At 45.4% G+C, this 26,623-nt stretch carries 20 protein-coding genes; 15 read left to right on the forward strand and 5 right to left on the reverse strand.

The window, feature by feature from the left end; translation table 11 throughout:
- The first annotated feature begins 222 nt into the window (after positions 1 to 222).
- From pdhA to MHB54_RS25530, 8 genes are all read left to right on the forward strand, one after another.
- Positions 223 to 1,290, forward strand: coding sequence for a pyruvate dehydrogenase (acetyl-transferring) E1 component subunit alpha (pdhA, locus tag MHB54_RS25495; protein ID WP_013310511.1), 1,068 nt, complete (start codon positions 223 to 225; stop codon positions 1,288 to 1,290).
- Between the two features lie 100 nt (positions 1,291 to 1,390).
- Positions 1,391 to 2,371, forward strand: coding sequence for an alpha-ketoacid dehydrogenase subunit beta (locus MHB54_RS25500; RefSeq protein WP_013310510.1), 981 nt, complete (start codon positions 1,391 to 1,393; stop codon positions 2,369 to 2,371).
- A gap of 34 nt (positions 2,372 to 2,405) precedes the next feature.
- Positions 2,406 to 4,019: a 2-oxo acid dehydrogenase subunit E2 gene (locus MHB54_RS25505; RefSeq protein WP_053325598.1), complete on the forward strand. Its 1,614-nt coding sequence runs from the start codon at positions 2,406 to 2,408 to the stop codon at positions 4,017 to 4,019.
- Between the two features lie 3 nt (positions 4,020 to 4,022).
- Positions 4,023 to 5,444, forward strand: coding sequence for a dihydrolipoyl dehydrogenase (gene lpdA / locus MHB54_RS25510; RefSeq protein WP_023988970.1), 1,422 nt, complete (start codon positions 4,023 to 4,025; stop codon positions 5,442 to 5,444).
- 254 nt (positions 5,445 to 5,698) lie between these two features.
- Positions 5,699 to 6,493 carry a thymidylate synthase gene (thyA, locus tag MHB54_RS25515; protein WP_023988969.1) on the forward strand — a complete coding sequence of 265 codons (795 nt, stop codon included), beginning with the start codon at positions 5,699 to 5,701 and terminating at the stop codon, positions 6,491 to 6,493.
- 17 nt (positions 6,494 to 6,510) lie between these two features.
- Positions 6,511 to 6,999, forward strand: a complete 489-nt coding sequence (locus MHB54_RS25520; RefSeq protein WP_023988968.1) for a dihydrofolate reductase — start codon at positions 6,511 to 6,513, stop codon at positions 6,997 to 6,999.
- Positions 7,000 to 7,237: 238 nt separating this feature from the next.
- A complete protein-coding gene (locus MHB54_RS25525; protein WP_264453695.1) occupies positions 7,238 to 8,725 on the forward strand; it encodes a glutamate synthase subunit beta in 1,488 nt (495 codons plus the stop codon).
- A 526-nt stretch (positions 8,726 to 9,251) separates the two neighbouring features.
- Positions 9,252 to 11,600 (forward strand): type IA DNA topoisomerase, encoded by a 2,349-nt coding sequence (locus MHB54_RS25530; RefSeq protein ID WP_264453696.1) that lies wholly within the window; start codon positions 9,252 to 9,254, stop codon positions 11,598 to 11,600.
- A 69-nt stretch (positions 11,601 to 11,669) separates the two neighbouring features.
- Here MHB54_RS25530 and MHB54_RS25535 read toward each other — a convergent pair whose 3' ends face one another.
- Positions 11,670 to 12,434, reverse strand: coding sequence for an HAD family hydrolase (locus tag MHB54_RS25535; protein ID WP_068942617.1), 765 nt, complete (start codon positions 12,432 to 12,434; stop codon positions 11,670 to 11,672).
- Positions 12,435 to 12,500: 66 nt separating this feature from the next.
- On the reverse strand, positions 12,501 to 13,418 hold the full coding sequence (locus MHB54_RS25540) for a hypothetical protein (RefSeq protein ID WP_025722652.1): 918 nt from the start codon (positions 13,416 to 13,418) through the stop codon (positions 12,501 to 12,503).
- Positions 13,419 to 13,855: 437 nt separating this feature from the next.
- Between MHB54_RS25540 and MHB54_RS25545 the strand changes: the two genes are divergently transcribed.
- The 5 genes from MHB54_RS25545 (at position 13,856) to MHB54_RS25565 (ending at position 19,279) form a co-directional block, all read left to right on the forward strand.
- Complete coding sequence (locus MHB54_RS25545) at positions 13,856 to 15,013, forward strand: MFS transporter (protein ID WP_071558664.1); 1,158 nt, start codon at positions 13,856 to 13,858, stop codon at positions 15,011 to 15,013.
- A gap of 82 nt (positions 15,014 to 15,095) precedes the next feature.
- The gene (locus MHB54_RS25550; RefSeq protein WP_023988962.1) at positions 15,096 to 15,821 is read left to right on the forward strand and encodes a phosphonate ABC transporter ATP-binding protein; all 726 of its coding nucleotides are present in this window, start codon (positions 15,096 to 15,098) and stop codon (positions 15,819 to 15,821) included.
- Positions 15,818 to 17,152, forward strand: a complete 1,335-nt coding sequence (locus tag MHB54_RS25555; RefSeq protein WP_023988961.1) for a hypothetical protein — start codon at positions 15,818 to 15,820, stop codon at positions 17,150 to 17,152. Before MHB54_RS25550 ends, MHB54_RS25555 begins: the two co-directional genes overlap by 4 nt.
- Position 17,153: 1 nt before the next feature.
- Complete coding sequence (locus MHB54_RS25560; protein WP_023988960.1) at positions 17,154 to 17,852, forward strand: response regulator transcription factor; 699 nt, start codon at positions 17,154 to 17,156, stop codon at positions 17,850 to 17,852.
- Entirely contained in the window at positions 17,849 to 19,279 is a 1,431-nt protein-coding gene (locus MHB54_RS25565; protein ID WP_023988959.1) for a sensor histidine kinase, read from the forward strand. The genes MHB54_RS25560 and MHB54_RS25565 overlap by 4 nt, the downstream gene beginning before the upstream one ends.
- Before the next feature lie 79 nt (positions 19,280 to 19,358).
- Here MHB54_RS25565 and MHB54_RS25570 read toward each other — a convergent pair whose 3' ends face one another.
- Positions 19,359 to 20,585 (reverse strand): glucose-1-phosphate adenylyltransferase, encoded by a 1,227-nt coding sequence (locus MHB54_RS25570; protein WP_069080602.1) that lies wholly within the window; start codon positions 20,583 to 20,585, stop codon positions 19,359 to 19,361.
- Positions 20,586 to 20,821: 236 nt separating this feature from the next.
- Here MHB54_RS25570 and glgB point away from each other — a divergent pair, with 236 nt between their 5' ends.
- Entirely contained in the window at positions 20,822 to 22,744 is a 1,923-nt protein-coding gene (gene glgB, locus MHB54_RS25575; RefSeq protein WP_023988957.1) for a 1,4-alpha-glucan branching protein GlgB, read from the forward strand.
- Between the two features lie 21 nt (positions 22,745 to 22,765).
- A complete protein-coding gene (gene glgA / locus MHB54_RS25580) occupies positions 22,766 to 24,208 on the forward strand; it encodes a glycogen synthase GlgA (RefSeq protein WP_053325592.1) in 1,443 nt (480 codons plus the stop codon).
- An 89-nt stretch (positions 24,209 to 24,297) separates the two neighbouring features.
- Here the strand turns inward: glgA and MHB54_RS25585 are convergent, their stop codons facing one another.
- Together MHB54_RS25585 and MHB54_RS25590 are read right to left on the reverse strand one after the other, a co-directional pair.
- Entirely contained in the window at positions 24,298 to 25,182 is an 885-nt protein-coding gene (locus MHB54_RS25585; protein ID WP_264453698.1) for a hypothetical protein, read from the reverse strand.
- A gap of 227 nt (positions 25,183 to 25,409) precedes the next feature.
- Entirely contained in the window at positions 25,410 to 26,588 is a 1,179-nt protein-coding gene (locus tag MHB54_RS25590; protein ID WP_264453699.1) for a M20 family metallopeptidase, read from the reverse strand.
- Positions 26,589 to 26,623: the final 35 nt, after the last annotated feature.

Raw genomic sequence — 26,623 nt, forward strand, 5'->3', positions numbered from 1 at the left:
TCGGGATCACAATAAGTTAAGATTACCCTGATTGCAATAGATGTTTAAAATTTCAATCATGTACTAAGCTGTTATAGTAAAAAACACACCCTGTTACACACACAAAAATGTGGCAAACTCAAAAAAAATAACTAAATCTTTGACGCGAGCGATATAACAGGTGTATAATAATCCTATAACAGCGGAACTTGATATTCAAATTTTTTTGTTGAGGTGAAGAAAATGAGCAAGGTTCCTTATGAAGTTTACACAGAGGAAGTTGAGGCGCTGTCCGTACTTTCTCCAGATGGTGAAATTATCAATAAAGATATGTTGCCTAAACTTACAGATGATCAATTGAAAGAAATTATGTATCGAATGGTATTTACACGTACTTGGGATGACCGTGCCGTTAACTTAGGCCGTCAAGGACGTCTCGGTTTCTACGCTCCGGTATCCGGACAAGAAGCAACCATGATTGGTAGCGAATATGCGCTCCAAAAAGAAGACTTTATTGCTCCAGGCTACCGCGATATTCCGCAAATCGTTTGGCATGGCCTGCCATTATACCAAGCTTTCTTGTATTCCCGTGGTCATCAACACGGCGGCCAAGTGCCGGACGGTGTTAATGTACTGATGCCGCAAATCATCATTGGCGCGCAAATTTTGCATGCTATGGGTATTGCGATGGGTTACAAACTGAAAAAGCAAAAACAAGTCGCCATTACATATACAGGTGACGGCGGTTCTTCCGAAGGTGATTTCTACGAAGGCCTGAACTATGCTGGTGTATACAAGTTGCCAGTTATTTTCTTTGTGCAAAACAATGGTTACGCGATCACGACTCCATTCTCAAAACAAACGGCTGCTCTTTCGATCGCTCATAAAGCAGTAGCTGCTGGTATTAAAGGCGTGAAAATTGACGGCATGGACGTGCTTGCAGTTATTAAAGCCGTTCAAGAAGCTGCAGAACGTGGACGTAATGGCGAAGGTGCTACATTGATTGAAGCCGTAACGTACCGTTTCCGTCCGCATTCCCTTTCTGATGATGCAACAAAATATCGTTCTAAAGAAGAAGAAGGCGAATGGAATGCGAAAGATCCAATTGCCCGCTTTGCGAAATACCTTGAGAAAAAAGGTCTTTGGACTGAAGAAGATACAGCTCGCGTAAAAGAAGAAGCTAAGGCAAAAGTGAACGAAGAGATCAAAAAAGCCGAGAAAACAGAGAAAATGACAATTCCTGGCCTGATTGATAGCATGTTCGAAACAACGCCTAAGCACTTGGAAGAACAAAAAGCTGATTTTAAATAATTGAACTTAAAAGAGACCGGGCGGTAACCCGATCCGGTCTGCTTTTCGATTGACCTGAACTGAAATTGATCTGTCAATGTTTAAGGAGGAAATGAAGCAAATGGCACAAATGAACATGAAAGAAGCGATTCGTGACGCACTGCGCGTAGAGTTGAAACGCGACCCTAACGTCCTGCTTTTCGGTGAAGACGTAGGTCATGTAGGTGGCGTATTCCGCGCTACGGAAGGTCTGCAAAAAGAATTTGGCGAAGAACGTGTATTCGATACTCCGCTAGCGGAATCCGCAATCGGGGGTCTTGCTGTGGGTCTGGGTATTCAAGGCTTCCGCCCTGTAGCTGAAATCCAGTTCGTAGGCTTTATCTTTGAAGCACTCGATCAAATGGCAATTCAAGCATCCCGTATGCGTTACCGTTCCGGTGGACGTTACAATTCTCCAATCGTATTCCGTACACCTTTTGGTGGCGGTGTTAAGGCAGCCGAGCTGCATACAGATTCCTTGGAAGGTCTTCTGGCTCAAACACCTGGTATCAAGGTTGTTGTTCCTTCCAACCCTTACGATGCAAAAGGTCTTATGATCGCGTCTATACGAGACAATGATCCAGTATTTTTCATGGAGCATTTGAACCTGTATCATGCATTCCGCGCTGAAGTTCCTGAGAATGATTACACAGTTGAACTGGGCAAAGCTAATGTAGTTCGTGAAGGTTCCGATGTGACGATCATTACTTACGGTATGATGGTACACACTTCGATTAAAGCTGCTGATGAGCTGGAAAAAACAAAAGGTATCAAAGTAGAAATCATTGATTTGCGTACCATTAGCCCGATTGACATTGATACCGTTGTTGCTTCTATTCAAAAAACCAATCGTGCCATCGTTGTTCAAGAAGCGCAAAAGAGCTCCGGTGTAGCTGCTGAAGTTATTGCACAAATTAACGAAAAAGCAATCCTGCATCTGGAAGCACCCGTTCTGCGTGTAGCAGGTCCGGATACCGTTTATCCTTTTGCTCAAATTGAAGATACTTGGTTGCCAACGCCAACACGTATCATTGATGCGGTTAATAAAGTATTGGAATTTTAATTAAAGCACACCGTAAATTTGGGAGGTTTTAAACGTGGCTAAATTTGAATATAAATTCCCGGAGCTAGGTGAAGGTCTTCACGAAGGCGAAATCATCAAGATTCACATCAAGCCCGGCGACAAAGTAACAGATGAAGATATCATCATGGAAGTACAAAACGATAAGGCTGTAGTTGAAGTTCCTTGTCCGGTTAATGGTACAGTACAAGAAGTATTTGCCAAAGACGGCGACATCTTTAACGTAGGTCAAGTCGTAGCTGTAATTGATGCAGAAGGTGAACTTCCTGAACAAGAAGATGCACCAGAAGCACCAGCTGCTAGCCCTGAACCAAGTGCTGCTGCACAAGGCGGAGCTGCAGGTACAGCTAGATTTGAATATAAATTCCCAGAGCTGGGTGAAGGTCTTCACGAAGGCGAAATCATCAAGATTCACATCAAGCCCGGCGACAAAGTAACAGATGAAGATATCATCATGGAAGTACAGAACGATAAGGCAGTAGTTGAAGTTCCGTGTCCAGTCAATGGTACGGTTCAAGAAGTATTTGCCAAAGACGGCGACATCTTTAATGTAGGTCAAGTTGTGGCTGTAATCGCTGCAGAGGGCGAACTTCCTGAACAAGAAGATGCACCAGCTGCTGTGAAACAAGAAGAGGATGCTGCAAAAGGCGGAGCTAACACAAAACCAGTTGCAACACCTGCTGCTTCTAACAAAGACGTATTGGCTACACCTAGCGTCCGCAAATTTGCTCGTGAGCAAGGTGTAAACATCGCTCAAGTGAGTGGCTCCGGCAAAAATGGTAAAATCACCAAAGAAGATGTAGAAGCTTTCAAAAATGGTGGAGGTCAAGCGGCTGCACCAGTAGCGAAAGAAGCTGCAAAAGCACAAGAGCCTGCTAAGAAAGAAGCGAAAGCTGCAGCACCATCCGCACCAGCAGCAGATCCACGTGCTGAGGAAGAGCGCGTACCATTTAAAGGTATCCGCAAAGCTATTTCCAATGCTATGGTTAAATCGGCTTATACGGCTCCGCACGTTACGATTATGGATGAAGTAGATGTAACTGAACTGGTTGCTTTCCGTACTCGTATCAAACCAATTGCTGAGAAGAAAGGCACAAAAGTAACTTACCTGCCATTCATCGTAAAAGCTTTGGTTGCTGCTTCCCGTCAATTCCCGGCTCTGAATGCCACGATCGACGAAGAAGCAAACGAAATTGTCTACAAAAAATACTACAACATCGGTATCGCTACAGATACAGACAACGGCTTGATCGTTCCTGTTATCAAAGATGCTGATCGTAAGAGTATCTGGATGATTGCTGATTCCATTCGTGATCTAGCTGTGCGCGGTCGTGATGGAAAATTGGCTGCGAATGAGATGAGAGGGAGCACAATCTCCATCACTAACATCGGTTCCGCAGGCGGTATGTTCTTTACTCCAATCATTAACTTCCCTGAAGTTGCGATTTTGGGTACTGGCCGCATCAGTGAAAAAGCAGTCGTGAAAAACGGTGAAATTGTAGCTGCTCCAGTAATGGCTCTTTCCTTGAGCTTTGACCACCGTATTATTGACGGTGCAACTGCTCAAAACTTCATGAACTATATCAAACAGCTGCTCGCTAACCCTGAGTTGCTTGTTATGGAGGTGTAATCAATGGTAGTAGGAGACGCTTCTCTGGATATTGACACATTGGTTATCGGTGCGGGTCCTGGCGGCTATGTAGCTGCCATCCGTGCCGCACAATTGGGACAAAGCGTATTGATCGTTGACAAATCTGAGCTGGGCGGTGTCTGTCTGAACCGTGGATGTATTCCATCCAAAGCTTTGATCTCTGCAGCTCATCAATACGAAGCAGCTAAACATGGCGAGTCTTTCGGTATTACGGCTGAGAACGTAAAAGTAGACTTTGCTAAAACACAAGAATTCAAAAACGGTGTTGTTAAGAAAATGACAGGCGGCGTAAGTGGCTTGCTCAAAGGCAACAAAGTTGAAGTTTTCAATGGTGAGTGCATGTTCATCAACGAAAACGAAGCGCGTGTATTCAACGAACATGAATCACCACGTTACCGTTTTAAAAATGCAATTATCGCAACAGGTTCTCGTCCAATCGAACTGAAACCATTCCCATTTGGCGGACGCATTCTGTCTTCTACAGAAGCATTGAACCTGCCTGAAATTCCGAAAAGCCTGATCGTAATCGGTGGTGGATACATTGGTGCAGAACTTGGACAAATGTACTCCAAATTCGGTTCCAAAGTAACGATCATTGAAGGTATGGATACAGTGCTTCCTGGTTTCGACAAAGATATGACTTCAATCGTTGCGAAAAGCATGAAGAAAACTGGCATCGAAATCTTCACTGGCGCTAAAGCGGAAAGTGCAGAGCAAACAGATAAAGACGTAACAGTGAAATTCTCCGTTAACGGCGAAAGCAAAGAAGTAACTGCTGATTATCTGCTTGTAACTGTTGGACGTCGTCCAAACACTGACGGTGAACTGGGTCTGGATCTGATTGGCCTCGAACTGGATGAGCGCGGAATGGTGAAAGTTGACCACCAAGGACGTACTAGCATTCCTCACATCTTTGCAATCGGCGATATCGTAGCTGGTCTTGCTCTGGCGCACAAAGCTTCTTACGAAGGTAAAGTAGCTGCTGAAGCAATCGCAGGTGAGCCGTCTGTAGTAGATTACAAGTGTATGCCGGCTGTCGTTTTCACAGATCCAGAATGCTCCAGTGTAGGCTACACAGAGACACAAGCCAAAGAAAAAGGCTACAATGTCAAAGTTGGCAAGTTCTCTTATGGAGCAAACGGTCGTGCGGTTTCCCTGAACGCTGCTGAAGGTTTTGTGAAAATCGTAGCTGACGCTGACACAGGTCTGGTACTGGGTACGCAAATCGTAGGTCTGGAAGCTTCCAACCTTATTGCTGAGCTGGGTCTGGCGATTGAAATGGGTGCTACACTCGAAGATATCTCCTTGACTATTCATGCTCACCCTACATTGGGCGAAATCGTTATGGAAGCAGCAGAAGTCGTGCTGGGTCATCCGATCCACGCATTGGCACCACGTCGCTAATACCATTTTTCATTATCTCGTTTTTGGTTTTCATACATGACAAAGAGAGGCAAGGAGCGCTATATCTGCGCTCTTTGTCTCTTTTTTTTCAAGCTTTAGGATTTTCAGGACTACTATGAAAATTCACACAGTACATGGTCAACGAAGCACCGTACATGATAAACTAAATATAGATATTGGTGCAGAAAAAGAATTTTAAAGATTAGAATCTGGCGATGCCAGGTTTTTATTCATGCTCAAAGGAGAGGAATAACGTGCGTAACTATTTGGAACTGCTGGAGGATATTTTAGAGAATGGAGTAAAAAAAGAGGATCGTACAGGAACGGGTACACTATCTGTTTTCGGAAGACAACTTCGTTTTGATCTGGCCAAGGGCTTCCCCTTGGTGACCACCAAAAGAGTACATTTGAAATCCGTTATTCATGAGCTGTTATGGTTTTTGCGGGGAGATACCAACATTTCTTATCTCAAAGAGAACGGAGTTACCATTTGGGATGAATGGGCCGATGAGCAGGGCAATCTGGGGCCTGTATATGGATCGCAATGGCGCTCGTGGGAAACAACAGATGGACAACATATTGACCAAATTTCGAATGTCATTGAGGCTATTAAAAATAATCCGGATTCACGTCGACACATCGTCAGTGCTTGGAATGTGGCTGAAATCGAATCGATGAAGTTGCCTCCATGTCATTTTGTATTTCAGTTCTATGTAGCTGGAGGGAAACTTTCCTGTATGCTAACGATGCGTTCTGTGGATACCTTTTTAGGGTTACCGTTCAATATCGCAAGTTATGCATTGCTAACGCATATGGTTGCACAGCAGTGCGGTTTGGAGCCCGGCGAATTTATTTGGTCAGGCGGCGATGTGCATATTTATTCAAATCATATGCAGCAAGTGCATACGCAGTTGGAACGTGATCCTTATCCGTTGCCTCAGTTGAAAATTCTGCGCAAGCCGGATTCGATTTTTGATTATACCTACGACGATTTTGCTTTTGAAAATTACGAGTATCATCCAGGGATTAAGGCGCCTGTCGCCATCTGATTAGAGGAGGTGGAAAAATGGGCATTTCAATGATATGGGCTATGGCACAAAATGGTGTGATTGGCCGGGATAACAAACTTCCCTGGCGCCTCCCTAGAGACATGGCTTTTTTCAAAGAGCAGACGATTAATAAAACGGTACTCATGGGACGCAAGACGTGGGAATCCTTTGGAGGAAAAAGCCTGCCAAACCGACGTAACGTCGTCTTGACTCGAGATCAGCGCTATCAGGCAGAAGGTGCAGAAGTAATTCATTCACTGGAAGAAGGGCTCCAATTAGCAAAGCAGGAGGAGTTAATGGTCATTGGAGGAGCGGAGATTTATTCACTGTTTTGGCCACATGCTGATCGGCTGATTGTGACTCGGATTGAGGAGACTTTTGAAGGCGATACAACCTTCCCTGAGCTGGGTTGGAACGGCTGGAATATAGTCAGTGAGACCCCGGGTATCAAGGATGACAAAAATCCCTATGAGTATCGTTTTGTTGTTTACGAGAGAACGGAATAAGAATAGACTGTATCCGACCCCACTCATTTGAAAAATTAATAAACCATATAAAAAATCCTTTTGGCTGTTGATGCAGAAAGTTGCATAAGTTTTCATCACTTTTACGCTGTATTGTGATACAATAAATCAAATTCAACGAGAACAGACCCTTTCATAATACAAACAGACAAATTCGAATTTGACTTAAATTCTGAATGGATGATCGGGGTTCATAAGCGAAGAGATGGGGGAACGTAACATGTCTACACCAACTGGATTTATGGAATACACACGACAGCTTCCTACAGACCGGGATCCGGCAGAGCGTATAAAGGATTGGGAAGAATTCCATAAGCATATGTCTGAAGAAGAGCTGCGTACCCAAGGGGCGCGTTGTATGGACTGCGGAACTCCTTATTGTCATACGGGGATGGATATCATGGGAGCAACTTTAGGCTGCCCGGTTCATAATCTCATTCCGGAATGGAACAATCTCGTATATCGTGGTTTGTGGAAGGAAGCGCTAGAGCGGCTGCACAAAACGAATAACTTCCCGGAATTCACAGGTCGTGTCTGTCCTGCGCCATGTGAAGGTTCGTGTACAGTCGGCCTGATCGGGCAGTCGGTTACAATTAAAACCATTGAGGAAGCTATTATCGAAAAAGGCTTTGAGGAAGGCTGGGTTGTTCCTAATCCGCCAGAAAAGCGTACAGGCAAACGAGTGGCTATTGTCGGCTCGGGTCCGGCAGGTTTGGCTGCAGCTGCTCAGCTTAACAAAGCAGGACACAGCGTGACTGTGTATGAGCGTGCGGACCGTGTGGGTGGATTATTGATGTATGGAATACCGTCTATGAAATTGGATAAGAAGGTTGTTCAGCGGCGTGTGGATTTGCTAGAGGCTGAAGGTATTCAATTCATCACAAATACGGAAATCGGCAAAGATATCCCTACCGATCAGTTGATTGCTGAATATGATGCGGTTGTCCTATGTGGTGGTTCTACGAAGCCAAGAGAATTCAACATTGAAGGTAGCGATTTGAAGGGTGTTCATTATGCGATGGACTATCTGAATGGTACCATCAAAAGTTACTTGGATTCCAACCTGGAAGATGGCAACTATTTGTCCTCCCAAGGTAAAGACGTTATTGTAATCGGTGGTGGTGATACGGGTTCAGACTGTGTAGCTACTTCTTTGCGTCATGGTTGTCGGAGTGTCACTCAATTTGGCACTCACACCAAAGCGCCTATGGAGCGTGACCCGATTGCCAATCCTTGGCCACAATTTCCAAACGTGTATTCTCTCGATTATGCACAGGAAGAAGCGAAGGCGTTGTTCGGAGAAGATCCGCGTGAGTTCTCCATCATGACGACCAAATTTGTAGGTGATGAGAACGGTAATTTGAAAGAGCTACACACCATTCAAATTCAACGGATTGTTGATGAAACGGGCCGCAAAATCTATCAACCGATTCCAGGTACGGAGCGCATATTCCCTGCACAAATTGCTCTTATTGCCATTGGATTTGATGGTCCTGAGCAAACGATTGTAGAGCAAATTGGTTTGGAGACGGATCGTCGCTCCAACGTTAAAGCACGTTATGGAAAATATGTTACCAATGTAGATAAGGTTTTTGCTGCAGGTGATATGCGTCGCGGACAAAGTCTTGTCGTGTGGGCTATTAATGAAGGTCGCGAAGCTGCACGAGAGGTTGATAAATACCTCATGGGCGCTACCGTTTTGGTGTAATTATAAATTTTATGTTACGGATCAGTCAAAGCTCCATCTTCGGATGGGGCTTTATTGTATTTCAAGCTGAGTCTGTCAGAAGCGATAAATGAATAAATGATTATTAAGCTGTGAAACATTGTGAAATTGATGTTAGTTAATGTAACTCCAATTTAATTATCTCACCATATATTTCTTATCTATATTGATCATAACATAAAAAAGAGTGTTTAGTGTAGCTTTTTTATAGAAAAAGAATTAATTCACAAGAAAATTAGATAAAATCCGATATTTATGTAATATAAATTAACATATACATAACTTTTATTGACTGTTTAAAATCATGACCTGAGAGAAGCATGGCATCTATGGTATAATACACGTATATTGTTGAAGCGTTTGACTAAATGAATTTACAAAGGAGCTTTCATCGGGAGAAGGCTCCTTTTGCATGAGGCCAGGATACCTGTGTTTTCATTAACATTCCATGTATATGTATGATTCATGGAGGAGAAACAGAAGGCCGTCAGGAAGGAATGGAGTATGAATGAAGACGTTGATTATTGCTGAGAAACCAGATATGGGACGGACGATTGCCGCTGTTATGGAGCCGCGGGCTAAAAATAACCGTACCTATTTGGAAGGTGAGAAATACATTGTAACCTGGGCGATCGGACATTTGTTGGGTTTGGCTGAGCCGGATGCATACGATGATAAGTACAAACGATGGAATATTAAGGATCTTCCTATTATCCCTGAGCAGTTCAAAATTGTACCGAATCCGAAAACAAAAGATCAGCTGAAAATGATTGGTGAACTGGCTAAACGCTGCAATGCCATCGTAAATGCTTGTGATGCTGGACGGGAAGGGCAATATATTTTTGCGTTGATTCAACAGCAATTGAAGTTGCATCAGCCAGTTAAACGACTGTGGATTTCAGATTTGACAGCGGAAAGTATTGCGACAGGCTTTGAACGATTGCGAGATGCTTCGGAGTTTGAATTTCTGACTCAAGCTGCGCGGGCACGAAGTGAAGCGGACTGGCTGATCGGAATGAATGCTTCCAGAGCGTTCACAACACGACATAACACACTGCTGTCGGTAGGACGGGTGCAGACTCCCGTGCTGGCACTGATTCATGACCGGGAAAAGGAAATTGAGGCATTTCAGTCTCAAACCTTCTATGATGTGTGGGCTGAATTTAAGCAAGAACAGATCAAGTACAAAGGTGCGTGGCAGGGGGATCGGTTGACGAAGCCAGAGGAAGCTGAGGCGATCGCTGCGGCCGTGCGCGGAAAAACAGGTGAAATCACCAAATATGATACCAAGCAGACAAAAGAGTATCCTTTTAAATTGTACGATTTAACGCTGCTTCAACGCGAGGCGAATGCCAAGTACGGTTATTCGGCCAAAAAAACACTGGATGTGGCACAAGCGCTTTATGAGCGACACAAGGTCATTTCCTATCCGCGTACCAATTCTAACTATGTGACAGAGCAAAATATAGACGGCATGCACAAGGCACTACGGATGCTGGGGACAGGTCCTTATGCTGATCTGGTACAACAAGCCAACCCCAATTTGGTCCATAAACAGAATAAATCGGTCTGCAATCCATCTCGTGTTGAGGATCACCATGCTATTCTGCCGACGTTAAAAAGGCCAGGAACGTTAAGCAAGGAGGAGCAAAATGTATATGACCTGGTTATTCGCAGGTTTTTGTCACATTTTTTCCCACCTGCTGAATACAAAATGCATACCGTAATGACACAGGTGGACAAGCATCTGTTTAAAACAAATATCAAAGAGCTTCTTTCCTTGGGATGGAAAGTGGTTTTGAGTAAGGCTGATCAGGATAAAGGTAAAAAGAGCAAATCACCGAAAAAAGAGGATGAAGAGGAAACGGACGAGTGGACGGATAAGAAGTTTGAGATTGATGCGGGGCGTCCCGTGGATTGTGTTCGGGCCGAGATGAAAGAAAAGGCGACTCAGCCCCCTAAAAGCTACACGGAGGGTACATTGCTTAAGGCGATGGAAAGCGCGGGCAAACAGATGGAGAATGAGGAATTGCGTGAGGTCATGAAGGACGCCGGTTTAGGCACACCTGCGACGCGGGCCGCCACAATTGAACGATTGAAAAAGGTTGGCTATATTGAAATGAAGGGCAAAAAGATTCTTATTACGGAAAAGGGAAAGATGGCTATTGACCTGATCCGTCATGCTGGGGTTGATCTATTAGCCTCGCCGGAGATGACTGGTCAATGGGAACGTCGTCTACACCAAATTTCCAAAGGAGAGGCGGCTCAAGAGAAGTTTATGGATAACGTTAAAAGATTTACGTTGTCCATCATTGACAAGGTGAGGCAGCAGCCACCGGCTCCGGCAAATGCCTTTGGCGAGGAAGCAAGGGGAAAGCGTGCAGCTGGAAAAGAAGGCGCACGTAATGCACGCGCGAGTAGAGGCACCGCCGCTAAAGGGGTGGGGCGTGCTACATCAGGACGCGGTGGAAGCGCAACGCTGGAGCAGGCAGCAGCACCAGCAAGTCGTGCTGCGGGAACAGCGGGTTCCGCTGCACGCAGCTCCTCCGAAGGAGCCTCAGGCTTTTCGGTGAGCCAAAGGCAAGCTTTGGGTAGCTGCCCACGCTCTAATTGCGGCGGAAGCATTATAGAAGGCCGCAAAGGGTATGGGTGCAGCCACTACAAGCAGGGTTGTGGCTTTGTCGTCTGGAAGGAATATGCTGGAAAGCAGATTACCGGAACGATGCTCAAATCTCTGTTGACGAAGGGACAGACGCAATTGTTGTCTTTTAAGCGTAAAGATGGATCGACCGTCAAAGCGCGAATTGTTCTGAATGAACCAGGTACAGGACAACTTAGCGTTCGAGAGGAATCCTGAGACAGGGTTTAGACCACCATTTTGGCTGAATCAAAGGTTGAATAACATTTTAAAAACAAAAAAGGGACCCTATCCGAGGGTCCTTTTTTGTTGATGCAATTGTATGCTTTCGTGGATAACTCGTGGTACTTCCGTTAGCTTCTGTATCGTATACATCACGGAGTTCACGTTTTTTTGCAATTCAACCATATTGTAAATCCATTCCTTAGGCTGCTTGAGATACACAGCATGAATACCTGCGGCAAGGGCTGGAGATACATCAGTGCGCAGAGAATTCCCGATCATCCAGGTGATGCTTCGGTCCAAGCCATTCATCTGGATGATTTCTTCCAGTGCTTCGACATTTTTATGCTGGCGAATGTAGATGCGCTCATTAAAGTAGGTAGCCAGTTTCATTTGTTCAATCTTTCTTTCTTGAATGATCTGCTCACCCCCAGTATAAAGATGGAGGGAATGCCCTGCTTTTTGGAGGGAGTTCAACGTTTCGACCATGCCTGGATACGGTTCGATTTCCTGTTCGTACACACTTCGGCCAAGAGAGCGAAGCTCCTGCTCTTCCCGAAAATCGAGACGGCGTCCGAATTGTTCCGAGAAAAATTGATACGTATCTATCAGAGATTGTGGAAAATGCTCGCTGGCAAAGCCCACTTGATGAACTCCAGCCACATCAATTTCGATTTGTTTTTCACGAATCGTATTTTTCGTTAGATTATGAGTTGCAAACCATTCCTGAAGCAAATCGAAAAAGTGGTTGAGGATAAGGTCAAAATACTTGTTGCAGTGGACTAAGGTGTCATCAAGATCAAATAAAATGTGCTGCTTCGGATACGACATGATGCATACTCCTTCCAAGCCAAAGCTTTAACGCTGCTTTGGTTATAACTAAAAGTACAATTCAAATTACAATCCAATATAGGATTCCAAAAATACCTGTAAATCAGCCGCGCCATCGGGACGGATGCTGAATTTTTCCTTATGATAACGTCCGATGTGAATACGGAGCAGACCAGCCACTCGTAAAATCATCATATCAGACATGAGTGTATCTTCCAAACGGCTCAAATCATGGCGCATATCTTCGAGAGACTTAGGACCTTGAGCTACATAACGCAGAATTCGCAGCCGCTGCGGATCATTGACCGCACGAGTGAGCCGTAGCAGAAGCGTAGGCGGTTCTTCCTCGCTCTCCTCGGGAATATCTACCGGATACTGGATCAGCAGTGTGCGGGTATAAAAACAGTATGAATTAATCGGGCGATTATGGACAACCGGAAATAGGACTACTGTATCCAGGTCTTCCATGTGTGGCACGACTAGTCCAGCTGTCGCATACTCAACCAGCGCTTCTGGTTCCATTTTACTCAGTAGCATGCGCTTTTCCGCAGCGTCTTCTTCTGCCAACACACGTAGTTCGCCTTCCAAGGCTCGAAAATAATCACGATCCCACAATCTGAGGAGTGGTGCGTATACCTTACGAATGCGTAAAGATTCTTCAAAGGTTAAAAAAGGGATATGCGGAACGAGCAGCTCAAACATATCTTTATCCGGACCGTGGTCCAAATAAGAGATATAATCAGATATTTCATCCGATTCCGGTCGAAGTAACGCCCAGGCATAGAGTGCGTCATAATCGCTAAAAGGGCAATCCTGAGCTGTAGCAAGCTCAGTACGAACTTCATGTTGTAGTCGTGCATCCACCTTGTCGATCCATTCATGGCCCAAGTCCATATCTTGGACCCACTTTTTAGTCACATAGGCCATGAAGCTGCCGAGCAATTCATAAATTGGAGAAGTGTCTATTTTAATTTGATAACTCATGGAACCCAATGCCTCCTATTCTGTCTTCTAGCCCAGAGCGGTGAACGTAATTAAGCCCGTCCATAAGCAAAACATGAGCATTTTAATAATTGCTCACTTATTTATTATGGCTTGTTCTGCCAGGGATTGTCCACTATAATATGAAATAGTGCGTTGTGACGTGAATGGGTTCGGATTGAACATACGAGGCTCCTTAACCAAAGGAGTTGGATACATACCAGACAAGCTCTTTCCGTAAAATCGTCATCTCAGATGGCGATTTTTTTCTTCTATTCTTTAATACACTAATTACACCTGAATTTGTATGTGTTTGTCGGTTTTGCAGGACGGTATGGAATACATAGTGATAAGAATTATTATTGATTATGGAATCAAATGCAAATCATTTCTTAACATTGATTTTAATTATTTTATTTGTTCGATCAGGAGGAGCTAGGATGTCGTCGTCGTTACGGGTTCATTATTTTATTTTAATTGCTGTTATTATTGTTGCTGGATTATGCCAAGGTTTATTATTACCTATTCTGTCTATCTCGTTGGAACAAATGGGAGTTTCATCTTCACTAAACGGAATGAATGCGGCTGCCCTGTATATTGGCTCATTCGCAATGACGTTGGTGGCAGAACGGACATTGGGCTTGTTGGGGTTCAAAAAGCTGATGGCCGGAGGGCTTGTGCTAGTGCTCATTACGCTGCTGCTGTTCCCGCTAATCCCTGATATTCGGGTATGGTTCGTACTGCGTCTGCTAGTAGGTATTGGTGACAGTGCACTGCACTACTCTGCGCAGCTATGGATATTGCTGGTGACTCCAGCAGAGAAGCGAGGCCGCAACATTTCCTTTTATGGTATGTCATACGGTCTGGGTTTTGCATTAGGACCATTGGGATTATGGCTACTCGATTATGGAATGCTGGTTCCATTCGCTGCGTTGGCCTTATTGTGCTTGCTTGTCTTGCTGTTGGTGTTAATTAAGCTGCCGGACTCCAGACCGGAGAAGTTGGAGTCCGAGGCACGTCCCACTCAAAGATTTCGTCGCAGTTACAGCTGGGCATGGTACGCTCTTTTGCCAGCATTTCTATACGGCTATATGGAAGCGAGCCTGAACAGTAACTTTCCAGTCTATGGCCTACGTATTGGCTTTCATACCGATGAAATCGCCGTCTTGCTACCGTTCGTCAGTTTGGGAGGGTTAGTGCTGCAGCTACCGCTAGGGATATTGAGTGACCGTTGGGGACGTAAAAAGGTGCTAATGAGCGTAGGTATAGCAGGGGGAATGACCTTTATGTTGCTACCATGGAGCGGTAATCATTTTATGTTCACTTTGATATTGCTGACCCTAGCAGGTGGTTTAGTAGGCTCCTTTTTCTCCCTCGGTTTGGCCTATGCCGCTGATCTGCTGCCCAAATCATTTTTAGCAGCCGCTAATGTACTGGCATCCTTTCACTTTAATCTGGGAAGTGTGATCGGACCTAATATTAGCGGAGGATTGCTGGACTATGGAACTCAAGGCAGCATGTTTCTTGTCCTTGGAGGTAGTTACGTTGTTTTCGGATTGTTAGGTCTGTTTTCCAGAAAAAGAGTACCGGCGGTTTAAAACCGCGGTTTGCATGGTATTTGTTTCACATTTACTATAAAATATAAACAGTATTGATGGCGCGCAAAGGGGAATCACTTAGATGATTAAAATTCGGAAGCTGACCAAGCAAGTGGGGCCTGAACGGACCCAGCTACTTCGAGGAATTGATGCTGAAATTCATCAGGGCGAATTCATTGCCATAGTAGGGCCAAGTGGAAGCGGCAAAACGACGTTGCTTCGCTGTCTTGCTTTACTAGAGCCATGGGATGAAGGCAGTTTAATTGTAGGTGGCAATGATGTGCTGAAATCCGGGTGGACGGGCAAGATGAAAATAAAGCGGGAATGGGCATACCTGGAGCAAAACCCGCATCTAAATATGAATCGAACCGCTCTTAAAAATGTGCTCATTGGCAGATCCGGTCAAACTCCAATGTGGAGAATGGTGACCGGTATGGTGCGTTCCGACGATTACATGGGAGCGATGGACGTACTGGAGGATCTGGGTCTGCTGGATAAGGCGCATGATAAATGCGACAAGCTCAGCGGTGGCGAGCGGCAGCGGGTAGCGACTGCGCGTGCTCTCGTGCACGGAGCTAAAGTTATTTTAGCTGATGAGCCTGTAAATGGACTTGATCCAGCTTCGGCAGCGCATGTATTGGAGACCTTTCGCAAGCTGTGTTCTGACGAGCGGGTGACGATCATTACTGTATTGCCGCTGGAAATGGCTGAACGCTTTGCTTCCCGTATATGGGGGTTGAATGATGGTGAATTGGTGTTTGATATTCAGGGAAGACGATTGACACAAGCAGAAAAGAACAAATTGTGAAGGGGACGGCAAGAGAAGTGAAAATAATGCTGTTGAGAATGGTGGCTGGCTGCTGTTCCTTGCTGCTCCTTGCTGGATTTTTAAGCGGCTGTAATGTTATTAGCGATCCCATTTCGCTGATGGAGACACCGACGATGTCTGACGAGAAACAGCAGTTGAATGGTGCAGTGAATACGCAACTAGGGGCGGTACAGCCTTTAAGGCCGAATGACCCAGATGACCCGACGCCAATTCGGACGGGTGATCTGAACAATGATGGCACAGACGAAGCAGTGCTCTTTTATGAAACGCCAGATGAGAGCGTAAAAATACATGGTGCTTTGTTTGAAGATCAGGGCGGAACGTGGGTAAAGAAGCTAACGTTTGATGGGGAAGGCACTGTGCTAGAGTCATTTAAGCTCGTGGATTTAACGAATGATGGAACACTCGATATTGTAGCGGGTTTTTCCAGTGGAGATAGTGGCGATGGCGGGGATCAGAAGGGACTCATCGTGTATTCCTATACCGGAGGAACTCTGGAGAAAATATATGCTACAGGCTATACGGACTTCGTCGTAGATGATTTTAACCATAACAAGATGGACTTGAACGGGGATAATTTGAATGATTTGACGATTATCACGCTGCGACGTAATGAATTCTTTACAGTTAAAACATTTCAATTCAGTGGGGGAACCTTTAAGGAAATCGGATCGTTGGATTTGGACAGTCAGGTCTTAGGTGTCTATAATGTCGTTGCTGGCAAGGTAGCCGAGGGTAGGCAGGGGATTGTTATAGATACCAAAATTGCCCAGACCACTACCGTCTCCAATGTCATTGTGATGGATCACGGCAAGCTCAGGAAGCTTAATCTTATGGATGTCACCTTCAAGGATGCGACCATCGCCAGTGGTGATGTGGATGGTGACGGTATTCTGGAATTTGGTAATTTGGAGAAGCCAAAAGGTTGGAGTAACAAGCCGCTGGATGAGGTTCCATATTTTGTGTCGTTCTATCAGTGGGACGGGGCGAAAGGGACGATTTTTAAGCAGCAGCAGTATCGTGATTCTAATGAACAGGTCTACTTCAGATTACCGAAAGAGCTGCATGGCAAGGTGACGATTGATCCGAAAGTTTCGAAGAAGGACAGCTATTTGCGCTTCATTTTGGATGATACAGACAAAACGATAGCGGAAATTAAATTTTTCTCGTTGTCACAATGGGAGCGAAACAACGAAGGGTATAGCCAACTGTGGCGAACGAATGCGCAGGTCATTGGCATTAAGCGATCCAGTGAGCTGGAACCGCGTAAAACCATAAAAAACAAGATGGGGGAAAGGCAGGTAGAGTAGAGTGAGTAAAGTTTTAATCATGGAAGACGAGGAATCCATTCGCAGTTTTATTGTCATTAACTTGAAACGTAACGGTTTTGAGGTGCTGGAGGCGTCGGAAGGGCATGAGGCTCTGAATATTTTGAACACGGTGCGGGATATTGATATTGCACTGCTTGACGTAATGGTACCCGGTATGGATGGTTTTGAAGTCTGTCGGAGAATCCGGGAAACGAATGAGCGCATCGGCATTATTTTTCTCACAGCGAAGGTACAGGAGCAGGATAAGGTGTATGCCTTGTCTGTAGGGGCCGATGACCATGTGAGTAAACCTTTTAGCCCGACGGAGCTGATTGCACGGATTCAATCGTTATTGCGTCGGGTGAATGTACATCGTGAAACAGCAGCCAAAGTGTCCTTCCAGTCTGGACCGTTTACGCTAGATTTGATTGCTAAGCAATTTAAGAAGAGCGGGCAGCTGATCGAGTTGACACCGACTGAGTTTTCCCTGATTCAATTTTTTCTCGAAAAAGAAAACACGCCGCTCAGCCGAGATGTTCTACTTGATCACGTATGGGGCAAGGAATATATGGGCGATCCGAAAATTGTGGATGTGAACATCCGACGTTTGCGGCAGAAAATTGAAAACAATCCATCTGAGCCAGCTTTTTTACAAACAGTGTGGGGACATGGATATAAATGGAAAGGTCAGTCTCAATGATCAAAAAGGGGATTCGCCGACAGATTGTGCTTCACTATTTTTTCGTAGTGTTCTTGGCGCTTCTGTTAGTAGAAGTCATTTTTATGTTTGCACTCCGGTCGTACTATTACGATTCCATTTACAAACATATCGAAAGCCGTATCGAATCGGTAAGTGAATTTGCACCCAAATTCAAAGAGCCGGAACAGTCTTTGCAATCGTATTTGTTAAATACATTTTCTCTGCCCTTCACTGAACTGCAGTTGCTTGATGAACAGGGAAATGTAATTGATAACTCGACTAATTTTGCAGCAGATCTAAGTGTGCAAACAAGTGATGTGACACAAGCATTAGCTGGAGATACGGGCAAATGGATCGGAAAGCAACCGAGTACGGGGCAGCAGGTGATGGCGGTATCTCAAAAACTGGACAATATCGTCGGAGACCAGGTGTATGTTATTCGGTATACGACTTCGCTGGAATTGGTAAATGATAAGTTGTTTACGATTACGCTGTTTTCTCTTGGCATCATGGCAGCTGTACTGGTTATTGTATTTGTGGTCAGTACAGGGCTCGCGAATTCCATTGTTAGACCAATTAATAATATCCGCGATGTATCTGCTCAGATGGCTCAGGGGAGGTTTGATGCACGCATTGAAGGCGATTATCGCTATGAGTTGGGTGAACTGGCTTCGACTCTGAACTATATGGCACAGGAAATTGTCAGAACAAATCAAATCAAGGATGATTTTATATCATCCATATCTCATGAATTGCGTACTCCGCTTACATCTATTAAAGGTTGGAGTGAAACGTTAAATTCTGGCGGTTATGACCCGGAAGAGACGAAAATCGGGATGAAGATTATTTCTAAAGAGACGGATCGACTGATTGGCTTGGTGGAGGAAATCCTCGATTTTTCCAAGCTGGAGCAGAATGCCATGAAGCTTGTGATGGGAACGGTGGATCTACGGGAGCTTTTGCAGGAAATTATGCTGAACGTATGGGCCAAAGCAGAAATGAAGCAGATAAAACTTCAGCTGGATTCGGAGGAAACGGCATATCTCGTCCATGGAGACGGTAACCGTCTAAAACAGGTGTTTTTGAACATTGTGGACAATGCTATCAAGTTTTCGCATGAAAGCTCAATTATTTTCCTGTCTCTACAACGGATTGATGGCAATATCGAGATATCCGTACAAGATACAGGGATTGGAATTAGTGCTGAAAATCTTGCCAGAGTCAGAGACCGCTTTTTCCAGGTAGACCACCAAAACGGTGGTACTGGACTGGGATTGGCAATCTCGCAACAGTTTATCGAGCGTCATCATGGTCAGATGCTCATCAGAAGTGAACTGGGGGCTGGAACTACGATTACGGTTTCATTACCTGCTCTGCAAGCAGAACAATCCGTGGAACCATCACAACTTACTGAAGGACAGATTTAAAGCCTACTTATAGGTGTAATTAGAAAAACAGCCAGTCCTCTCAATCGGGAGGGCTGGCTGTTTTTAATTTGGGGGTACGTTATGAGGTAAAACCTTCGGCACGCAAGCGTGTATTGCGCTCGTAAGCTTCTTTCAGCATACGTGTAGTTTGCGGTCGTACCGCCATTTTACCAAATACCGTTTCATTGGGTCCGATGACCATAATTTCGCCCGGGTTACCTTTAATGACAGCACCATCGCGAATCACAGCACCTTCACCGATAATCGCATGTTCAATATGGACGTTACGTCCAATGCGTGTGTCAGGCATAACGATACTTTCTTTGATGGCTGATCCTTTACCTACCTCGACACCACTAAATACAACGGAGCGTTCTATTCGGCCCTCTACTTGGCAGGAATCATGCAGCAAGCTGCCCAATGGTTGTGTTTGACGGTTAGGTACCTTTTGTGCGCTCAACCTTGTGCGGCGTTCACGTGTATACATCGGCCAGTCCTTGCGTTGAAGGTCGATAGCACAATCATCCTGTAACAAATCCATGTGTGAATCCCATAGGCTTTTAACGGTACCCACGTCCTTCCAATAGCCCTGGAATTCATAAACGTACAAGGATTCTTGGTCCGCTAACATTTTAGGGATGATATCTTTACCAAAATCATGACTGGATTGAGCATCCTGTGCGTCTTCTAACAGGTAATTTCTTAAGTAATCCCATTTGAAAAGGTAAATCCCCATAGAGGCCAAATTACTTTCCGGTTTCTCCGGTTTCTCTGCAAATTCTGTGACACGCAGATCTTTATCGGCACTCATAACACCAAAACGGTGTGCTTCATCCCAAGGTACCTCCATGACAGAAATGGTAGCCGCAGCTCCTTTTTCCTTATGGTGGTTTAGCATTTCACGATAATTCATATAGTAAATATGATCACCGGATAAAATAAGCACATGCTCCGGATTTTGGCTGTCAATATATTCGATATTCTTATGAATAGCATCTGCCGTTCCTAAGTATTCAGCGTTACCTGTGTTATAAGATGGAAGCAGGGTAATTCCTTTGTCATCTGTTTTTGTAAGACCCCATGGTGTTCCATCCCCGATATGTTCGTGCAAGGATTCTGCCTCATATTGCGTCAGTACACCTACAGTATCAATGTCTGAATTTACGCAGTTACTGAGAGGAAAATCGATGATCCGGTAATGACCGCCAAAAGGTACGGCGGGTTTTGCAATCGTTGAAGTAAGGGGAGCAAGACGGCGTCCCTCTCCGCCTGCCAGCAGCATGGCAATGCATTCTTTATTAAACATTTCGTTTCCCTCCCGGTTTAGTTGTCAGTGTAGTACATACATAAACGGTATGGGGTACTCTTGAAACCATAAGGTATATAAGATTCCCCCAAAACTAAGGTTTATTTTTTTCCTAGTCATTTTTCTGTTCATTGTGGCTAGAATGGGGTAATAACTCAGGTCAGCTTTGACCCAAAAGCGAATGCATTACCGATTCATACATTTTTACTTACAAAACATATAAGGGTGGTGACGTGATGACAGACCAAACTCTTCCGCAACAGGCTATTTCATCGGAAGATATTTATTTGTTTCATGAAGGAACGCTTTATCACAGCTACCGATCTTTGGGTTCCCACCTTACTGTGGAGAACGGAGAACAGGGCGTCCGCTTTACGGTCTGGGCTCCTCATGCTCTCCATGTCGGGCTTGCTACAGATCGCAACAACTGGAATGGGGAACAGGATTCCTTATATAGGGTTCCCAAATCCGGTTTTTGGAGTCGTTTTTTTCCGGGGATATCCCAAGGAACTTTTTACAAATACGACATTACGGGGGCAAACGGTGAACGATTCCTGAAAGCAGACCCTTACGCGGTACGTGCTGAAGTGAGACCGGCAACGGCTTCTGTGGTAGCTTCTATAGATGGTTATGCTTGGAACGATGCGATTTGGCGCCGAAAACGTAGAGCACCTTATGGAAAGCCTCTGCACATATACGAGCTTCATCTGGGCACTTGGAAGCAAAAAGAAGATGGTACGTTTTATACATACAGGGAAATAGCAGATCTTCTTGTGCCTTATGTGACCGATATGGGGTATACACATATTGAGCTGATGCCGCTGAGTGAACATCCGTATGATCTTTCCTGGGGCTACCAGCTCACCGGATATTTTGCACTCACAAGCCGGTATGGAGAACCGCATGATTTTATGTATTTGGTGGATCGTTGCCATCAGGCGGGAATCGGAGTGCTGATGGATTGGGTTCCAGCCCATTTTGCCAAGGATGCTCATGGATTAAGGCTGTTTGACGGATCGCCCCTGTTCGAATACGCGGATCCGCTGATTGCGGAAAAGCCCGGCTGGGGAACACTGACGTTTGATTACAGCAAGCCGGAGGTGCGTTCTTTCCTGATATCTAATGCGCTATTCTGGATGGATGTGTACCATATTGACGGCCTGCGCGTAGATGCTGTGACGAGTATGCTACGGCTGGATTTTGAAAAGCAGGACGGTCAATATCGTTTTAACTCTAAAGGAGGCATTGAAAATGAGGAGGCTATTGCCTTCCTTCAACAACTGAATGAAACAGTATTCCGCTATTATCCGTATGCTCTGATGATGGCAGAGGAGTCCAGTGCCTGGCCGATGGTGACTTCCCCGGTAAGCGATGGAGGACTCGGTTTTAATTACAAATGGAATATGGGCTGGATGAACGATACGCTTGATTATATCGAAACGGATTTCGATCAGAGGCCGGAGCGCCATAATTTGCTGACATTCCCCATAGCTTATGCGTACAGCGAGAATTTTACACTGCCGTTGTCGCACGATGAGGTTGTTCATGGTAAGAAGTCGTTGCTTGATAAAATGCCGGGTAGCTATGAGCAAAAATTTGCCGGGCTTCGAGCGCTTCTCGGTTACCAAATCACCTCACCGGGCAAAAAACTCTTATTTATGGGAGGGGAATTCGGCCAATTCATCGAATGGAAGGATGAGGAGCAGCTTGACTGGTTTCTGCTGGATTATGACAGTCACCGTTCGCTGCACGCCTTTACGAAAGCGCTGAATCATTTGTATATTCAGGAAAAGGCATTATGGGAACTGGATCATTCGTGGGATGGATATCAGTGGATTGAGGCGGAGGACCGTGGGCAGAGCGTAATTACGTATTTACGTAAAAGTAAAAAGCCGGGAGATACACTGGTCGTGCTTATTAACTTTCAGCCCGTGCCCAGAGAGAACTACCGAATTGGGCTGGAAAAGGCCGGGAGTTATATCGAACTGCTGAACAGTGATCATAAGGACTTTGGGGGAAGGGACCAGCTGAATACGGGAATAATACGGACCGCCCCCATCCCTTGCCACGGACAGCTTCACAGCTTGGAGGTGACCATACCACCCCTGAGCATCGTTATACTCAAGAAAGCGCCTCGGAGGCCTAAAAAAGCAGATTAAACACATAAGGAGGAAGCACATATGAACATTTTGTTTGCGGCAGCAGAAGCACATCCATTTATTAAAACAGGCGGGTTGGCTGATGTCATTGGCGCACTGCCGAAGGCACTTCGTCAGGCGGGGTGCGACGTCCGAATCATTTTACCTAAATATGCGGGGATTCCCAATACTTATAAAAAGTCTCTGCGTCCGGTAGCGGTGAAGCAAGTAGCCGTAGGCTGGCGTAATCAATATTGTGGAATAGAGGAACTGACATTAGACGGAATCAAGGTTTATTTTATAGACAATGAGTATTACTTCGGTCGTGACGGTATTTACGGTTATATGGATGATGGCGAACGTTTTTCCTTTTTTAACCGGGCGATTTTAGAAGTGCTGCCTGAACTGAACTTTCGGCCGGATATTTTGCATTGTCATGATTGGCATACGGCGATGGTTCCGCTGCTTCTGAATGCTGATTATCGACATTTGCCCTTCTACAGTGATATTCGCACAGTGTTTACGATACATAATCTGCTGTATCAGGGGGATTTTCCGTATGAGGTCTTAACTGAGCTGCTCAACCTGGATGGGAGCTATTTCACCCCCGAGGGTGTGGAATATCATGGCAGACTGAATTTTATGAAAGGTGGGCTTACGTACTCGGATCATGTCACGACCGTAAGTCCAACCTATGCAGAGGAGATTCAAACGGAATTTTACGGATATGGGCTGGAGGGTCTGCTTCGTAAATTGGGAGATCAGGGTCGCTTAACGGGGATTGTGAACGGAATTGACACCAAAAGCTACAATCCTGCCACGGACAATCGTATTTATACGAAGTACCGCACGAGTCTGACAAAGAAAAAGGAAAACAAAATTGGCCTGCAGAAGGAGCTGGGTCTGCCGGTGCGGCCAGACGTACCTATGATTGCCATGGTAACCCGGCTTGTAGATATGAAGGGGCTAGATCTGGTAACGAGAGTGCTTGACGAAATCTTGTATTATGATGATATCCAGTTTGTCGTGCTGGGAACAGGGGATCCGGCTTTTGAGCATTGGTTCCGTGAGGCAGCAGGACGCTATCCACTGAAAATGTCAGCGCAGCTCGCTTTTAGCGAACTTCTGTCACGAAAAATATATGCGGCAAGCGATATGTATCTTATGCCATCAAGGTTTGAACCTTGCGGGATCAGCCAACTGCTGGCGCTTCGTTATGGAAGTATCCCTATTGTACGAGAAACAGGGGGCCTTAATGATACTGTGCAGGCTTACAATGAATCCACAGGTGAAGGAAACGGATTTAGTTTCACGAACTACAATGCACATGATATGTTGAACACCATTCGTCGTGCTGTTCATTTTTATCGCCAATCTGAGCATTGGTCGAAGCTTACACAGACGGCTTTTGCAGGAGAATATAGTTGGGATGTTTCAGCCGAAGCGTATATGGATATTTACCATTTGCTAACAAAAACGGACTGAACAGAATAGGAACACCCCAGTCATGTTAATGAAAAAGGGAATCCCTTTAGCCAAGTTTTCTGGCTGAGGAATTCCCTTTTTTACTATGATCAGTCGCCCCCACCACCACAGCTGCTTCCACATGAAGAGCCACTGCTACACGAAGAATGGCTACCAGAATCGCCTGAATCATGATGAGAAGAGCCTCCATGATGAGAACTGTCATGGGAGGAATGATGGTGCGAGTGATGTGTATCCCAGTTTGAACAGCCGCTTGCCGAGCTACAGCCGAATGAGCTAGCTAATACGGCATTACCTGAAGCATCCGGGTGCATGTGTATGGCAAATTGTTCAGGTTGATACCATGAATACCACACAACAGCTAATAACAAATAGTCGACCTGTAAATAGTTGACCTTAGGCAATTGCTTACCCTCAGGATCATCCACCGCTTTATTCACCCGCTCGTGCAGATGTTGTACAATCTTATGAACCGCTTGTTGGGCCTGCTGTGAAATAGCTATATCCTCCTGCGTATTCCAGCGGTCACCTGCTGGCTGCACGGAAGTTGTGAGTTTGTAATAGCGCGAAAGCTCGTCGCTCGGTAATGGATGATTAAAAAAAGTTCCCCACAAACTGGCGCTATAGCGGTTCCAGCCAAAGCATTCTACATACAACCAGTCAAACCACGCCCGCTCCTCAGGCATCGGCTGAGAGCCGCCGGAATGAGGCGCATGGTGAAGCATACGACCAAAAAAAGCTTCCGAGAATTGCTGATATTCGCGGGTAAACATCAACATTTCGTGCCATAATTCATCCATATCGCTACTGAACATAGGCACTCGATTCATAATCGCGCATAGCATAAAATATCGTTTTAGCTCATGCCAGCGCCAATCATATTCTTGCTCCGTCAGCTCAGGGTGGGCTTCGATTACACGACTCCTTACGCTATGAGCATAGGAGGCGGGAATGGATTGCTCCAGTAGCTGCATCAGCTCCTAATCTCTGGATGACGCTCCTGCGCAAGGGACGAAGGGGATGGGGAGCTGAGGAAAAAAGCATTCCGGCTCCGTGTTTTTCTGTTTCCCCGGTTTCTGCGTATTGCACGGAATATAAACCAAAAAATGAAGAGGATCACCACAATAAACAACGTCCAAAAGCTGCTCATACTATCCATGATGGCTGACTACTCCTTTCTGAAAGAACACGGAATTAAGATTTAGCGTTCGTTATTCAGCAGAGCGAATTCTTTTTTTATCCGGGCTAGCAGTTCAGGATTCGTGATTACATCGCAAGCAGTCCATGCCAAAGTTCTCGCAGCCAGCAGCGTTCCTTCCATGGCCCGGTCCTGCATCGCCAAATCGCGGAATTCTGGTGTATGCAAGGCATGCTTCTCGTCAATAACTTGAATGTAAGGATGGATAGCAGGGCAATGAAGCGATACATTTCCGATATCCATGGAGCCGTGATCTTCGCCTTCCGTTATATCTTCTTGTGAAATGCCAGCCTGCACCAAATTTGCGGTAAACGCATCGGAAAGTACACGGTTCGTGACCATTTCATCATAAGAAGTCTCATAATTGGAGGTCTCCAAACGACACCCGGCCTGTAAAGCAGCTCCTTCAGCAATTTGAATAACACGGCGAGTCAGTGGGTTCAGTTCTTGACGTGTAGCCGCTCTTACATAAAATTGGGCTGAGGCGTAATCAGGAATAATATTGGCTGCTTGCCCACCCTGGTTAATGATCCCATGGATACGCACTGTACTTTTTACTTGTTGACGGAACGCATTGATGCCATTGAACGTTTGAATCACAGCGTCCAGCGCGTTAATGCCTTCGTGCGGGCTGGCAGCCGCGTGAGCAGATTGACCAAAAAATTCGAATTGTACAGCATCAATCGCCAGTGATTTGCCTGATTTTTCGTAACGGTCATAAGGATGCGTCATAAGTGCGATGTCGCAATCATCAAACAATCCGGCAGCGGCCATAGGGACCTTTGCACCGCGTGTTTCTTCGGCAGGTGTGCCATATACCCGTACTTCTCCACCAGTTTCGTCGATGATCGACTTGAGGCCGACGGCAGCACCAGTACTCATCATACATATCAAATGGTGCCCACAGGCGTGTCCTAGACCTTTCAGAGCGTCATATTCTGCCAGAAAAGCGACAACCGGCCCGGGTTTTGCAGCTTTGTAAGTTGCAATAAAGGCTGTTTCTATGCCCAATACAGGTGCCTGGACCTCAAATCCGTGAAAAACCAGTTCTTCTTTTAAACGGGCAGCGGCCAGAAATTCCTCGTTTCCAAGTTCAGGATTTGCGCCAATAAATAACGAAATGTCCTTAAACCGTGGGGCATGCTGCTCGATGGTCTGTTGAATGGTCTGTTTAAAATCCATGCTGAAAACTCCTTTATATAAGCTGTAATGTAGGT

This window comes from Paenibacillus sp. FSL M7-0802, from assembly GCF_038004945.1.
Taxonomy (GTDB): Bacteria; Bacillota; Bacilli; order Paenibacillales; family Paenibacillaceae; genus Paenibacillus; species Paenibacillus polymyxa_B.

Bases quoted from the DNA above. Each gene is read 5' to 3' on its own strand.
- pdhA (WP_013310511.1), top strand. From the start codon at position 223: ATGAGCAAGGTTCCTTATGAAGTTTACACAGAGGAAGTTGAGGCGCTG.
- MHB54_RS25500 (WP_013310510.1), top strand. From the start codon at position 1,391: ATGGCACAAATGAACATGAAAGAAGCGATTCGTGACGCACTGCGCGTA.
- lpdA (WP_023988970.1), top strand. From the start codon at position 4,023: ATGGTAGTAGGAGACGCTTCTCTGGATATTGACACATTGGTTATCGGT.
- MHB54_RS25520 (WP_023988968.1), top strand. From the start codon at position 6,511: ATGGGCATTTCAATGATATGGGCTATGGCACAAAATGGTGTGATTGGC.
- MHB54_RS25525 (WP_264453695.1), top strand. From the start codon at position 7,238: ATGTCTACACCAACTGGATTTATGGAATACACACGACAGCTTCCTACA.
- MHB54_RS25530 (WP_264453696.1), top strand. From the start codon at position 9,252: ATGAAGACGTTGATTATTGCTGAGAAACCAGATATGGGACGGACGATT.
- MHB54_RS25535 (WP_068942617.1), bottom strand. From the start codon at position 12,434: ATGTCGTATCCGAAGCAGCACATTTTATTTGATCTTGATGACACCTTA.
- MHB54_RS25540 (WP_025722652.1), bottom strand. From the start codon at position 13,418: ATGAGTTATCAAATTAAAATAGACACTTCTCCAATTTATGAATTGCTC.
- MHB54_RS25545 (WP_071558664.1), top strand. From the start codon at position 13,856: ATGTCGTCGTCGTTACGGGTTCATTATTTTATTTTAATTGCTGTTATT.
- MHB54_RS25550 (WP_023988962.1), top strand. From the start codon at position 15,096: ATGATTAAAATTCGGAAGCTGACCAAGCAAGTGGGGCCTGAACGGACC.
- MHB54_RS25565 (WP_023988959.1), top strand. From the start codon at position 17,849: ATGATCAAAAAGGGGATTCGCCGACAGATTGTGCTTCACTATTTTTTC.
- MHB54_RS25570 (WP_069080602.1), bottom strand. From the start codon at position 20,585: ATGTTTAATAAAGAATGCATTGCCATGCTGCTGGCAGGCGGAGAGGGA.
- glgB (WP_023988957.1), top strand. From the start codon at position 20,822: ATGACAGACCAAACTCTTCCGCAACAGGCTATTTCATCGGAAGATATT.
- glgA (WP_053325592.1), top strand. From the start codon at position 22,766: ATGAACATTTTGTTTGCGGCAGCAGAAGCACATCCATTTATTAAAACA.
- MHB54_RS25585 (WP_264453698.1), bottom strand. From the start codon at position 25,182: ATGCAGCTACTGGAGCAATCCATTCCCGCCTCCTATGCTCATAGCGTA.
- MHB54_RS25590 (WP_264453699.1), bottom strand. From the start codon at position 26,588: ATGGATTTTAAACAGACCATTCAACAGACCATCGAGCAGCATGCCCCA.